General features: G+C 42.0%; 12 protein-coding genes, 1 pseudogene and 1 riboswitch. Of the genes and pseudogenes, 7 read left to right on the forward strand and 6 right to left on the reverse strand.

Annotated elements, in window-relative coordinates:
- Positions 1-30 precede the first annotated feature (30 nt).
- Together ACJ9PY_RS02950 and megL are read left to right on the forward strand one after the other, a co-directional pair.
- Positions 31-1,167, forward strand: coding sequence for a DEAD/DEAH box helicase (locus ACJ9PY_RS02950; protein ID WP_057278610.1), 1,137 nt, complete (start codon positions 31-33; stop codon positions 1,165-1,167).
- Positions 1,168-1,392: 225 nt separating this feature from the next.
- Entirely contained in the window at positions 1,393-2,568 is a 1,176-nt protein-coding gene (gene megL, locus ACJ9PY_RS02955; RefSeq protein WP_411739455.1) for a methionine gamma-lyase, read from the forward strand.
- Here the strand turns inward: megL and ACJ9PY_RS02960 are convergent.
- Positions 2,565-3,302 carry a TspO/MBR family protein gene (locus tag ACJ9PY_RS02960; RefSeq protein ID WP_411739456.1) on the reverse strand — a complete coding sequence of 246 codons (738 nt, stop codon included), beginning with the start codon at positions 3,300-3,302 and terminating at the stop codon, positions 2,565-2,567. The two genes, megL and ACJ9PY_RS02960, sit on opposite strands and share 4 nt — an antisense overlap.
- A gap of 202 nt (positions 3,303-3,504) precedes the next feature.
- Positions 3,505-3,636, forward strand: a riboswitch (FMN riboswitch).
- 146 nt (positions 3,637-3,782) lie between these two features.
- Here ACJ9PY_RS02960 and ribE (ACJ9PY_RS02965) point away from each other — a divergent pair.
- From ribE (ACJ9PY_RS02965) to ACJ9PY_RS02980, 4 genes and pseudogenes are all read left to right on the forward strand, one after another.
- The gene (ribE, locus tag ACJ9PY_RS02965) at positions 3,783-4,421 is read left to right on the forward strand and encodes a riboflavin synthase (RefSeq protein WP_034305702.1); all 639 of its coding nucleotides are present in this window, start codon (positions 3,783-3,785) and stop codon (positions 4,419-4,421) included.
- A gap of 18 nt (positions 4,422-4,439) precedes the next feature.
- Positions 4,440-5,078, forward strand: a pseudogene (gene ribB / locus ACJ9PY_RS02970) (3,4-dihydroxy-2-butanone-4-phosphate synthase); the annotation flags it as partial.
- 77 nt (positions 5,079-5,155) lie between these two features.
- A complete protein-coding gene (gene ribE, locus ACJ9PY_RS02975; protein ID WP_034305700.1) occupies positions 5,156-5,626 on the forward strand; it encodes a 6,7-dimethyl-8-ribityllumazine synthase in 471 nt (156 codons plus the stop codon).
- A gap of 404 nt (positions 5,627-6,030) precedes the next feature.
- On the forward strand, positions 6,031-7,197 hold the full coding sequence (locus ACJ9PY_RS02980) for an oligoribonuclease (RefSeq protein ID WP_328134248.1): 1,167 nt from the start codon (positions 6,031-6,033) through the stop codon (positions 7,195-7,197).
- A gap of 48 nt (positions 7,198-7,245) precedes the next feature.
- Here ACJ9PY_RS02980 and ACJ9PY_RS02985 read toward each other — a convergent pair whose 3' ends face one another.
- The 5 genes from ACJ9PY_RS02985 to mreBH all read right to left on the reverse strand — a co-directional run bounded on the left by ACJ9PY_RS02985 (position 7,246) and on the right by mreBH (position 12,099).
- Positions 7,246-8,112 (reverse strand): YihY/virulence factor BrkB family protein, encoded by an 867-nt coding sequence (locus ACJ9PY_RS02985; RefSeq protein ID WP_057278615.1) that lies wholly within the window; start codon positions 8,110-8,112, stop codon positions 7,246-7,248.
- Positions 8,113-8,480: 368 nt separating this feature from the next.
- On the reverse strand, positions 8,481-9,707 hold the full coding sequence (locus ACJ9PY_RS02990; RefSeq protein ID WP_063577434.1) for a cation:proton antiporter: 1,227 nt from the start codon (positions 9,705-9,707) through the stop codon (positions 8,481-8,483).
- A 6-nt stretch (positions 9,708-9,713) separates the two neighbouring features.
- Positions 9,714-10,211 carry a cation:proton antiporter regulatory subunit gene (locus ACJ9PY_RS02995; protein ID WP_034305691.1) on the reverse strand — a complete coding sequence of 166 codons (498 nt, stop codon included), beginning with the start codon at positions 10,209-10,211 and terminating at the stop codon, positions 9,714-9,716.
- Between the two features lie 52 nt (positions 10,212-10,263).
- Complete coding sequence (locus ACJ9PY_RS03000) at positions 10,264-10,827, reverse strand: tyrosine-type recombinase/integrase (protein WP_063577433.1); 564 nt, start codon at positions 10,825-10,827, stop codon at positions 10,264-10,266.
- A 264-nt stretch (positions 10,828-11,091) separates the two neighbouring features.
- Positions 11,092-12,099 (reverse strand): rod-share determining protein MreBH, encoded by a 1,008-nt coding sequence (gene mreBH, locus ACJ9PY_RS03005; protein WP_057278618.1) that lies wholly within the window; start codon positions 12,097-12,099, stop codon positions 11,092-11,094.
- A 276-nt stretch (positions 12,100-12,375) separates the two neighbouring features.
- Here mreBH and ACJ9PY_RS03010 point away from each other — a divergent pair, with 276 nt between their 5' ends.
- Entirely contained in the window at positions 12,376-13,473 is a 1,098-nt protein-coding gene (locus ACJ9PY_RS03010) for an AbrB family transcriptional regulator (protein ID WP_411739457.1), read from the forward strand.
- Positions 13,474-13,603: the final 130 nt, after the last annotated feature.

Here is a 13,603-nt window from a genome sequence, read left to right on the forward strand (position 1 = left end):
AGGAAAAGTTTTATATTAAAGGAGAACGATATGAGCGAATTACCTGCATTAATAAACGATAGAAAACCATATATACAAGAAGCCTGGAAAAAGTCCGGATTCGGACAACTTACCCCGATACAAACGAAAGCGATCCCCGTGATTGTCGAGGGAAAGGATATCATGGCCGAATCACCGACAGGTACAGGAAAAACATTGGCATATTTACTGCCATTGCTGGAAAAGATTGATCCTGAAAAAAAATCGCCCCAAGCTTTGATTCTGGCATCATCACGGGAACTGGTCATGCAGATCAATGAAGAAATTCGCATTTGGTCAGAGGGAAGCGGCATAATGGGTGCAGCATTCATCGGCGGTGCTAATGTGAAAAGGCAGTTGGACAAACTGAAGAAGCGTCCACAGGTGATTGCTGGAACACCGGGGCGGATTTACGAATTGATTGCCCAAAAGAAACTGAAGATGCATGAAGTTAAGACGATAGTACTTGATGAAGGTGACCAATTGATCATTCCAGAACATATGGGAACGATCAATAATATTATCAAAACAACACTAAAAGATCGGCAAATCATGGTGTTTTCAGCAACCCTGCCAGAGGAAACGGAAAAAGCGGCCAGGGGATTCATGAATGAACCCGAAATGATCAAGGTCGATAAAAATGAAAAAATGGAATCCAAGGTGGACCATCTTTACTTTGTTGTTGAGAGACGGGAGAAGTCCAAGATTCTCGAGAAAATCACAAGACTTAAAGATGTGAAGGCACTTGCCTTCCTGAATGATATTGCGGAGCTTAGCGTCTTACATGAAAAGCTGAGTTATAAAGGTATTGAAATGGGCGTGCTTCACGGTGAATCCAATAAAGTCGACAGGGAGAAAGCACTGCGTAAGCTTCGTTCCGGAAAATCCCCGATGCTGATAGCAACGGATGTAGCGGCCAGGGGGCTGGATATTAAAGGCCTTACTGCGGTCGTTCATATTGATATGGCTGACAATATCGAACAATATATCCATAGATCCGGGAGAACTGGGCGTGCAGGTGCAGATGGCACGGTCATTTCAATCGTAACGGAAAGAGAAGAGCGAGAGTTGAAAAAAATGGCTCGTGAACTGGAGTTACCATTAACGAGAGTAACCTTCTATGGTGGAAACATCGTAGTCGATGAATGATTCGCAAAAAAGGGACGGCCATGGCGGCTGTCCCTTTTTTTGGAATTCACTTTAGAATTTAAAATTAAAAGAGGTGCTCAATTTGCAGGATCCAACTGAACAGAATGAAGCTTATTTTTACTAAATTCAGTGTTCATTTATGGGTGATAATCATGAATGAAAACGCTTCCTTTATATGGTTTTTTGACATATGATAGCAATAGACATAGGTAAGGGGGAAACGGTATGACAAGAAAGTATAAACAATTTGAAACGGCAGTCATCCATGAAGGATATGACTCGAAGAAGCATTTGGGAAGCTTGGCAACACCTTTATTCCAAACCTCAACATTCACTTTCGAAAATGCCGAGCAAGGGGAGAGGCGTTTTGCCGGTATCGAAGATGGATATATTTATTCTCGCCTTGGAAATCCAACGGTACAAGTGCTTGAGGAAAAGATTGCCGCACTGGAAGGAGGGGAAGCTGGCCTTGCTTTCGGTTCAGGCATGGCTGCCGTTTCAGCAGTACTTTTTGCGTTAACTAAAACAGATGATCACATCCTCTGCTCACAGGGGGTATATGGTTGTACATTTGGCCTTCTGCAGCTAATGAAAAATAAATACCGGATCACTCATGATTTTTGTGAAATGGATACTGAAGAACAGCTTAGGAAAATGATCCGGCCGGAAACGACCTGCATCTATGTAGAAACCCCGATCAATCCGACGATGAAAATGATTGACTTACAGATGGTGGTGAAAGTTGCGAAGGAATACAATGTGACGGTCGTAGTCGATAATACGTTTTCGACGCCATACCTACAGAGACCGCTTGAGTATGGCTGTGATATCGTCCTTCATAGCGCTACGAAATATCTTTGCGGGCATGGGGATGTCGTTGCGGGACTTGTCGTCGGTAAGAAGGAATTCATGAATCACGTAGCTGGGACTACACAAAAGGATATCGGTGGAATCATTTCACCTTTCGATGCCTGGTTACTATTGCGGGGGTTAAAGACCTTGCCTGTCAGGATGGACCGTCATTCGGCCAATGCAATGGAAATCTTTCATGAACTTAAGAAACATCCAAAGGTGAAAAAGGTATATTATCCAGGTGATGAAGCTTCCCCGGATCATTATATCATGCAAAAACAGATGAAACATGGCGGCGGCCTTATCTCTTTCGAATTGCATGGCACAAAACAGGATGCACAGGAATTCCTCAATAAATTGAATCTAATTAAAATTGCCGTAAGTCTTGGGGATGCCGAAACATTGATCCAGCATCCCGCTACCATGACGCACTCTGCCGTTCCTGAAGCTTCAAGGGAACAAATGGGCATCAGTGACCAGCTGGTCCGTCTCTCTGTTGGTCTAGAAGCTTGGCAGGATGTATGGCAAGATCTTCAGCAAGCATTTTAGGCTACCATATTCCTTCTACTTTTTATGAAGATGGTTATGGATATGATAAAAGTGATGGTAGCGAGGATATAAGAAATGTCCGTGATTACAGGATAGGCGGAGCTATTTCGTATCCCGATGCCTATGAACGCCCAAACGAATACGAGAGGATAGCACCAATCCCGGTTTTTATCTGTGAAGACAAAGGCCAGGATTGTTGCTGCAATCAGCAGGATGATCGTCCAGGTTAAACTGGAAACCCCAAAACCGTCCCATTTGATATAGGTTAGGTAATAAGAAATGTCAGCGATCGTTGCAACACTTACCCAGCCTGTATAGACGGAAAACGGGAATAGGTCGAAAGTAGTGTGTTCCACTTTTCTTATGCTTGTATAAATGACCATTAAAGTAGCCAAAAGAGCAATGATGATGAATACGGATAACAAAAAGTGTTCATAGTGCCAAGCTAAAAGCCAAGCGCCATTCAGGACACAGCTTAAAGCGAACCAAGGGAAGGATGCCTTATAAGCAGGGCTGTTTTGATGTTTACTTAAAAACTGCCTGAATACCCAGATGGCGAGCAGGAAATAGATCAAGCCCCATATGGAAAATACATATCCGGAAGGAGTGAAAACGACATGAAGTTTATCGGAAATCTCTCCTGATGTCTGGCCGTTCAATGGCAGGAAATTGGCTAAAAAATTCATCGTGACGACGAACAGATAGAAAATCAGGTTGATGATGGAAATAAGCATTAAGCTTCCTCCTTATATGAAGTTTGATTCTCTAATCCTATTCCACATATTAAGCCTGCCTAACCTTTTTGGAGCACATCGGGGTTAATGGGGATCATTTTTACATAAAGTTAGGAAGTTCCTGTAACAATTGAACCATTTAAGGTTAGAAATTTTACATCTTCACTTTATGGTGATAAAATATTCAAAGATTCATATTATTTTAGTCCTTCGGGGTCGGGTGAAAATCCCAACCGGCGGTGATGAAGAAATTCTAAGCCCGCGAGCCTGTTAAAAGGCAGGATTTGGTGAGATTCCAAAGCCGACAGTACAGTCTGGATGGGAGAAGGACGTGTGGAACCCAAGTGTATACGTACGCCTAATTTTTCGAAAATGAAAATATTAGGCTTTTTAGGTATACAATTTTTTTCACTCATTTCTCCTGCTAACCCTTTAGGTCATCCTAAGGGGTTTTTTATACTTTATAAAAGGGGGAAAAACATGTTTACGGGAATCATTGAGGATATCGGTACCGTACATTCCTTGAAAAAAGGAAAAAGCAGTATGGAGTTATCGATTCGTTCTGAAAAAATCCTTGAAGATGTGCATCTGGGGGATAGTATTTCAGTCAACGGGGTCTGCTTAACGGTAACGTCCTTCACGAAAAGTTTATTTACGGTCGACGTGATGCCGGAAACGGTCAAAGCTTCCTCGATCCGGACGTTAAAATTGGGATCACCTGTTAATCTCGAACGAGCCATGAGTGCACAGGGAAGATTTGGCGGTCATTTTGTTTCAGGTCATATCGACGGAACCGGAACGATCATAAAAAAAGAACGGAAAGAAAATGCCGTATATTATGTAATCCAACTGGAAGAAGGGCTTAGTGCCTTTTGTATTCCAAAAGGTTCCGTGGCCATTGATGGAACAAGCTTGACGATATTTGGGATCGAAAGGAACCTTTTGACGGTATCATTGATTCCATTGACTCATCAGGACACCATATTGGGACAAAAAGCGGCTGGCGATATCGTTAACATCGAAAACGACATGATTGGGAAATATATAATACATCAAATGAAAAATGGCAATCCAAAACCAGGACTGAATTTAGAGTTTTTGGCAGAGCATGGATTCTAATAAAAGGGCGGTGTAATGATGTTCCATACAATAGAAGAAGCAATAGAAGATTTGAAGGCTGGCAAGGTAGTAATCGTGTCCGATGATGAAGACCGTGAAAATGAAGGGGATTTTGTAGTGTTGGCCGAAAAGGCGACACCGGAAGCGATTAATTTCATGGCGACTCATGGACGTGGTTTGATTTGTACGACCATCACTGAACAACTGGCAGCAAAATTGAAACTGCATCCTATGGTAGGCGAAAATACCGATCATCATGGCACTGCTTTTACGGTAAGTGTCGATCATAAAAGCACCTCTACAGGAATCAGTGCTTTTGAACGGTCCTTGACCATCCTTGAGCTTCTTAATGAAGATTCGGTCGCAGAAGATTTCCAAAGGCCTGGTCACACTTTTCCGATAGTCGCTAAAGAAGGCGGCGTATTAAGAAGGGCAGGACATACGGAGGCATCGGTGGACTTGGCGAAGTTATGCGGTGCCGCTCCAGCCGGTGTAATTTGTGAGATCATGAATGAAGATGGATCGATGGCCCGCGTATCCGATTTAGAAGTCATCGCTGATAAATTCAACCTGAAGTTCATTACGATAGCCGATTTGGTTCGGTATCTTCAACATAATGATCCAATCGGGAAACAGGAACTTGAAATGAACATCCCGAAAGCTTGAAAGATTTTTAAGGAATGAAATCTTAACATGAAAAAATTATTGTTTTTAAAAATTAGGAGGAATTAGACATGGGGAAAACTATTGAAGCACAATTAATCGGATCAGGATTGAAAGTAGGAATCGTGGTAGGAAGATTTAATGAGTTTATCACAAGCAAGCTTTTAGGAGGGGCAATGGATGGCCTTAAGCGTCATGGCGTTGATGAGAATGATGTTGACATCGCGTGGGTCCCGGGTGCTTTTGAACTTCCGTTAATTGCTAAGAAACTTGTGAATACAGGTAAATATGATGCGGTAATCGGTCTTGGAACGGTAATCAGGGGTGCTACTTCACATTATGATTATGTCTGCAATGAAGCAGCTAAAGGCATGGCTTCCGTTTCTTTGGAAACAGGTGTACCGGTTATCTTCGGTTTGCTGACAACTGAGAATATAGAACAAGCCATTGAACGTGCTGGAACAAAATCAGGTAACAAAGGCTATGAAGCGGCCGTTAGTGCAATTGAAATGGCCAACCTTGGAAAATTGATTGAACAGTGATTTCACATAAGGAAGCCGCAGGGAATGACATTCCTGCGGCTTTTTTTTGATGTGCCGGATCGTGGTCTGATTGAGTCAACTTTCTTCAACCATCTGGCAATTCTTTAAAGTTCGTAAAGTTAGCCATTGATCGATTAGCTAATGCTGCTCTTCGACACTCACCGAAACTCCTTCACTGGAAATACCCGATTTCAAAGTAATGTGTTTTTCCATTATTTATTGTTATAAATTATGGGGAATGAGGAATCATTAGGTAATTCATCGAAAAAAAAACGAACAAAAGCGTCACGTAATGGAAGCATGATAAAATATGCAGATATGATTATGCTACAATTGTAAAGATTGCAATTGAAATTCATGTCTTTAGGGAAAAGTAAATTTATTAGTTATTAGGAGGGGTTTGTGTGTACCATCTCTTTACACATAATGATTTGGATGGAGTCGGGTGCGGCATTGTAGCAAAGCTGGCATTCGGAGATGAAGTAGTGGTTAGTTATAATTCAATTGGTCGCCTTAATCAGAATGTAGGTGCATTTCTTGAGCAGGCCAAGATTGAAGATACATTGATCGTTACTGATCTATCGGTTGATGAAGATAATGAAAAAATGATTACTCAGTTTGTGGAAGATGGAGGCAAGGCGCTGCTGATCGATCATCATAAGTCAGCACTGCATTTGAACGAACATGATTGGGCATCTGTAACTGTCGAACAGGAAGATGGTAAACAGACGGCAGCCACATCATTATTCTATCAGTATGCAGTTGAAAATAAATTGCTGGAACCTTCAAGCATTGTCGCTGAATTCGTTGAATTGGTCCGTCAATATGATACTTGGGAATGGGAAGTCAATAAAAATACAACGGCAAAGCGATTGAATGACCTGTTTTTCATGATTCCGATAGAGGAATTCGAAATGAAAATCGCAAATAAGCTGTCCACGGCTGAAAGTTTCACTTTTGACGAAGTGGAGCAAACACTTCTGAATGTTGAAGAGAGTCGAGTGGATCGGTACATAAACAGGAAAAAAAGAGAAGTTTATCAAGCTACGGTCGGTCCCCATACAGCTGGTGTGGTCCATGCAGAGTCATACCACTCGGAATTGGGAAATGAACTGTCGAAAGAGTTCTCACATCTGGATTATATAGCCATCCTGATGGTAGGAAGCAAAAGAATCAGCTTCCGGACAATCCACGATGATATAGATGTTTCTGAGGTTGCTGGCAAGTACGATGGTGGCGGCCACCAAAAAGCCGCCGGTTGTACGATGTCCGAAAAGGCATATAGCCAATATGTCGAAAAGACCTTCTATGCCGAGCCCCTTAAACGAGACGCACATAAGAATCAATTGAATGTAAAAGGATCCCCAGAGGGTTGCCTATATTCAACAAGAGACAAACAGGATATATTCATCTATGAAGATGAAGAAGAGGAATGGATTGTTGAAATCAAAGGAAAACAACAGAAAAAAACATTCGATACATTTGCGGAAGCGGAAAAATACATGAAGCGGAAATACGCTGCATGGCTGGCCCATGATGAAAGATATGAAGAGTTTGTCAATAAGGGTTAATTAGAAAGGCGGCTGTCCGAATGGGACAGCCGCTTTTCTATCTTGATTTTATCTTTTAAGCGGGACAGGATGAACGATCGTGCGTGACTGTTTTTTTGGAATGGAATTTTGGCGATGAAGAATTGCATTGATTTCTCCGCCGATCACAAAAATCAGACCACTCAAATACAGCCATAGCATCAAGATGATGACGCCTCCTAAACTGCCGTAAGTGGAAGAGTAGTTGGCAAAGTTACTGACATAGAATGAAAATCCAAGTGATATTCCAAGCCAAAGTACAGTTGCGGTAACTGCGCCAGGGATGACATGTTTAATGGGGAAACTTTTATTCGGTGCAAAGCGATATAAAAAGGCCAGGACAAGTGAGATGACCACAACCGCGATGACCCACCGTAATAAGCTGAATAAGATTTGCGTTTCTTCTGGGATCGGAATGACCTGCTGTAATAATTCGATGATGACCTTTCCAAAGACGGGGAGACCTAACATGACGATGAATGCTACAACCAGGCCTAATGTCAGTATAATGGAAATGAAGCGGGCTTTAATGAAATTCCTTGTTTCTTCCACATCATAGGCGATATTCATGGAATGGATGAACGCGTTCATTCCGTTGGATGCGGACCATATCGTTCCAAGGATACCAAAGGTCAGTAAGCCGCCGTTCCGTTCAGATAATATGTTGATGATATTTTTCTCAATGACTTCCATCGTTTCCGCAGGCATGAAGGTTTTTATCGTGTCGAGGGCTGTCTGAATATCGATATTCAGATAAGGTAATATGGACAGCAGTAATATGAGCAAAGGGAATAGTGCCAGTAAATAGTAATAAGCTTGTTCTGCTGCCAGCCCGGTCACACGATCTTCCTTTATTTCTTTAATAAGTTTCTTTGAAAATTGGATCGACTTATTCATCTGGGCATCACTCCTGAATAGTTACTTAGGTTATCTGCTTCTATTCCCTTTGTTCATGTAAGTTAATCCACAAAAAGAAAAGAAATTGAAACCTCTAATCCGGGCACTTGTAGAAGCTTGTGACAATGACATAGCCCGTAAAACAAATTTGGAGAGAGGCAAGTTTTAAATCCTCAGTAAAGAAATATCCCTCAATCTCGAAAGTTTCTAGAATAACTGTGAATAGGTGCTGTTGAAACTTCAAGTACGGCAACCATACTACTACTAGTATGATTTTATGCCCGCTTTCTTACAAGTATTATCATGTTAGTGAGAGTTATAAAAGGTAAGCAGAAAAAAGGCCAGAAAGCAATTTCCGGCCTTTTTCTCTATTGGACTTCTTTTTCCTGTTTCTTTTGAACCTTCGGAGGGGTCCATTTGAATACTTTATTTAGGATATTATAGATGTGTTTGGATTCTTTTGTAAGGATGGGCCCAAGAATCGCTAAGGTTAAAACATAAAGTGCTGCAAACGGGGTTAGTATAGGCATTAAACCTCCTGCAATGCCTAAGTTGGCTAAAATGATGGAGAATTCGCCGCGTGAAACGATCGTTAAACCGATGTTTGCGGAAGCTCTGTGAGATAAACCGGATTTGCGTCCGGCAATCATACCAGCTGCAAAGTTACCGATTATGGTGATGATGACGGCACCAAGAACCATCCAGACAGCTCCGCCAAGGGTCGTCGGATCGATACTCAAGCCAAAGCTGAAGAAAAATATGGCCCCGAAGAAGTCTCTGAAGGGAATGACAAGTTTCTCGATCCTGTCGCTATGCTCCGTTTCAGAAAAGACCAGGCCGAGCAGTAATGCACCAATGGCTTCCGCAACATGAATCGTTTCCGAGAAACCGGCGATGAAGAATAGTAATGCGAACACGACGATGATAAAAATCTCATCGGAGGTTATATTGAATAATTTGTTAAGGACCCCAGATGCTTTCCGGGCGATAACGAAAAATATCAGCATATACCCAATCGCGATAAATGTAGAAAGTAATGTTCCCCAAACGGAACCAGAAGAGCTTAATACCAATCCAGATACGACTGATAAATAAACAGCGAGGAAGATATCTTCAAACATGATGATGCCAAGGATTAACTCCGTTTCATTGTTACCGGTCCTTTTAAGGTCCACAAGTACCTTTGCCACGATGGCACTTGAAGAAAAACTGATGATTCCGGTTAATATCAGGACCTCTTTTAATGGAAGACCTAGCAGGAAGCCATACAGCAAGGCCATTCCCACGTTGATTAAAATGTAATAGGTTCCGCCGGTCACGATATTTTTCCCTGACTTCATAAGCTTTTTGACGGAAAATTCAAGCCCAAGGTAAAACAGAAGGAATAAAATACCGACACGACCGAGGAATGCTATGATTTCATCACTTTCAATGAAACGCAGGTCAATTAATCCGAAGTGCGGGGCATGGGGTCCAACGAGCATCCCGATGATAATTAATAACGGAACATTTGATATTTTGAATTTACCTGCAACGAGAGCGGCTAATGCCACTAGAAGTAGGGCAGTTCCCACTTCAAAGACTAAATGATCCATATGAGCTTAGTCACTCCTTTCGTCGGTCAATAATTCTCTTATCAGGTTACGAATATCTTTTCTTTCACCGGATATTACAAGGGTGTCGCCTGTTTCGATGATGGAGTCTGGACCAGGATTATTCAGTTGTTTTTTGCCTTTTTTAGAATGGGCGATGACGGTCACGTTATAATTGCTCCTGATATCAATCGAACCGATCGTTTGATTGATGGCCTTTGAACCGGGTTCGACTTTGAACCATTCGATCACCAAGTCACCCAAGGACATTTCAATTGTTTCAAGTGCTTGTGGTTTATAGACCATGCCGCCTATGATGGAAGCCAGTTGCCGGGATTCCTGATCATTAAGGGTGATGCTCGATATGACGTCCTCATGTTCATTATCAAAATGGTATAATTCCCGACGGCCATCATCGTGAATGACGATTACTAACTTTTCATCATTTCTCGTTATGATTTCGAATTTTTGGCCAATGCCAGGAAGTTCACTTTCTCTAATTTTCACTGGAATTCCTCCTTAAAATGTTGGTTAGAGTTAATAGAAGATAGCAGAATGTTTATAAGTTAACGTCAATATTCGTCTTGAATTTCTTCTCCTTGGATAAACCGATGTATTTTAATGTCTCCGATGGACTGGAATGATGGTAATGCTTCTGTATCAAGGCCAGAGACACGCCTTGTTTATAGGCATGGTAGCCAAAAGTCTTACGCATCGAACTTGCTCCGAATTTGCCTGTAAGCCCTGCACCTTCCACAGCATCATGGATGATTCGGTGCGCCTGTTGACGTGTAATCGGCTTTTTTGTCTTAGGGGAAAGAAATAAAAACTGACCTTCGATAACCTTCGAGCCTTTAAGGTATTCTTGTAGGGCGGTACGGACTTTCAGGTTCAAATAAATTTGGTTGACTTCGTCAGTTTCCGTCCGTTGCTCATAGAACTCCTTGATTTTGCCCGTTTCATCCAGAACGCTGGCGACGGTGATTTCGAGCATTTCATTTATCTTCATACCTGTATTGATGCCGAGTACAAACAATAAATAATCCCGACTGGAGTGAGCGCGTAAGTATGTTTTTATTTTGCTGATTTGATTGATATCCTTAAAGGCTTCTACATATTCCATAGATCTTCTCCTCTTACCAATGTAACATAATTATATTATAACACAATTTATGTAACATTGCATGCGATTAGTTCTGCACGTGATGCCTACCCAATCAGTAATGCTTGCTTTCGAACGTAAAAAATCCTTTTCCTTATTCTCTGCTCAAACGAGGTAAAATATTTCCGGGAAGTTATTTAATGTGGAGATTGTGTTTGCATCATGGGGGGGGATCGGTCTGGAATGATAAAAAAAGAAACCCCAAGTTGGGGTTTCCTAATCTTTTTAGTACACGGCTTTTTGTAATTTGTGAATGACCTCAAGTGAAAGCCCGGTTCCGATGGCAACTGATTCAAGCGGGTTATCCGCAAGTTTGACAGGGACGACGATTTCATTCGTCAGCCATTCCTGTACCCCGTTGAGAAGTGCACCCCCGCCGGATAAGATGACTCCTTGATCGACGATATCGCCGCTCAATTCAGGAGGACAATCTTCCAAAGTGGCCCTTATTGCTTCCAGTATATGAAGAAGCGATTCCTGGATGGCTTCCTGGACGTCAGTGGATGATATTGTAATCGGTTTTGGTAGCCCTGTTACAAGATCGCGGCCCCTGACTTCCATGGTGATCACGGAATGTTCAACGAGTGCGTAGCCGATTTCTTTTTTTATTTCCTCGGCTGTTCTTTCCCCAATCAGCACATTATGTTTTTTCCTGACATATTGGCTGATATCTTCATCCAATTGATCTCCGCCAATTCTGATTGAATTGCAGGAAACGACGCCGCCATAAGAAATGATTGCGACTTCAGTCGTTCCGCCGCCGATATCAACGATGACATTGGCAACGGGCTCTTCGACAGGCAGGCCCGCACCTATTGCTGCCGCTACCGGTTCCTCGATAAGGTGGACCTGTTTCGCTCCGCAGCTTTTGACTGCATCCTGAATGGCCCTTCTCTCAACCGAAGTGGAACCTGATGGTGTACAGACCACTACACTAGGTTTGCGAATCGATAAACCTAGGGCCTTGCTTGCTTTTTTCATGATTTCCTTAAGCATTTGCGCGGTCACATTAAAATCCGCAATGACACCATCCTTAAGCGGACGGATTGCCACGATATTGCCGGGTGTTTTCCCGATCATGTTTTTTGCATCAACACCGACTGCCAATACTTTATTAGTCTCTATATCAATGGCCACCACAGATGGCTCATTAAATACGATTCCTTTATTTTTACTGTAAACTAGCGTATTTGCAGTTCCTAAGTCAATGCCTATTTCTGTATTTGATAACATCTAGTCACCCCTCCATAAGAGTTTGACCCCCTATATATATTATTCTACCTTTTATTGCGAGTTTGTGGGGGTGGGAAATCTAGTAAATGGTGGAAGTGCCATGCTGTTTCTTTTCATGGAGCGAAAACATGATTAAATATAAAAAATTGCACTGGAGAAGGTATCACTGCTGCGCTCCTCGCTCCAGTCGAAAACAAGCGTGGATGACAGCTTTGAACCAATTTATTTTATGTTAAGATATAGATGAAAAACCGCTTAGATAAAGAAGGTAATTTTGTGAGTGCAAATTTAATCGAGAGTAAGAGTTTTAGAATCATTTTTACAGCTTTTCTAGCATTCATGGGTGGTTACGCGTTTAATAGCCTTGGCATATACCTGCCATGGATGCTAGGACCATTATTCGTCGTGATGATTGCGAAAGTGAAGTTAAGGAAGTACTTATATTGGTCCAAAACCTTTAGAAGTACTGGATTGGTCATTCTAGGTTTACAATTGGGCAGTTCATTCACGAAACAATCGTTAAATGAGATGATTGAATATCTGCCTGTAATGCTTTTTACGACAATCGCAATCATTTCATTTACAGTGTTGACTGGCTGGTTTATCGGAAAACGAATGAACTTATCCTTGGGCACATCCATGCTTGGCAGTTTCCCGGGAGGTCTTTCCCAGATGGTGGTCTTAAGTGAGGAAATGAAGGATAGTGATGAAACGGTTGTAGGTTTCATGCAAACACTGCGGGTCATCCTGGTAATTTCCATTGTCCCTTGGATTGTGACTCATGTAATGTCAGTTGAACCAGGTGCGGTAATGGCCGTAACGGAGCGGGCGTTTTTCTTTTTTGAATATGATGGGAAATTAGAAATCATGATGTTGTTAACCTTGATAGTGTTCATTTTCATCACAAAGAAAGCCAATTTTCCGCTGCCTTTTTTGCTAGGACCTCTCATGGCCGCAGCACTATTCAATTTAGCAGGCCCAGGTGCCCCGCAGATTCCTGACTTTTGGTTGAACCTGTCGCAATTGTTGATAGGCGCACATTTAGGCTACACACTGAAGGTGGATAATCCCCGACTTTTCAGAAAGATGTTCGGAGCCGTATTCGTCAGTAATGTCCTATTGATTGGATTTTGCTATTATCTTTCCATTCAGTTTGCCCCGACCCTATCTTTACAGGCAAATGAACTTTTTTTGAGCATGGCCCCAGGCGGCGTCGCCGAAATGGCAGTCACAGCCATGTCTGTGCATGTGGATTTATCCGTTGTCACAAGCTTTCATTTATTCAGGATCTTATTCATTTTATTTTTTCTGTCCCCCATCATAAAATGGCTGGCCGGAAGAAATCATGGAAAACAAGAACAGGGACAAAGCTGACAGGCTTTGTCCTTTTCTTTCGGAAAAACTGAAGAGTGAGAAAAAATGTCAGCGATATGCGGAATCACGAGTAAAAGCGTGAAAACAACGAGTAAATTCGTATATTCCAGATGTTATGAGAAAATCATGT

The sequence above is a fragment of the Peribacillus sp. S4 genome, from assembly GCF_046715815.1.
GTDB classification, from domain to species: Bacteria; Bacillota; Bacilli; order Bacillales; family DSM-1321; genus Peribacillus; species Peribacillus frigoritolerans.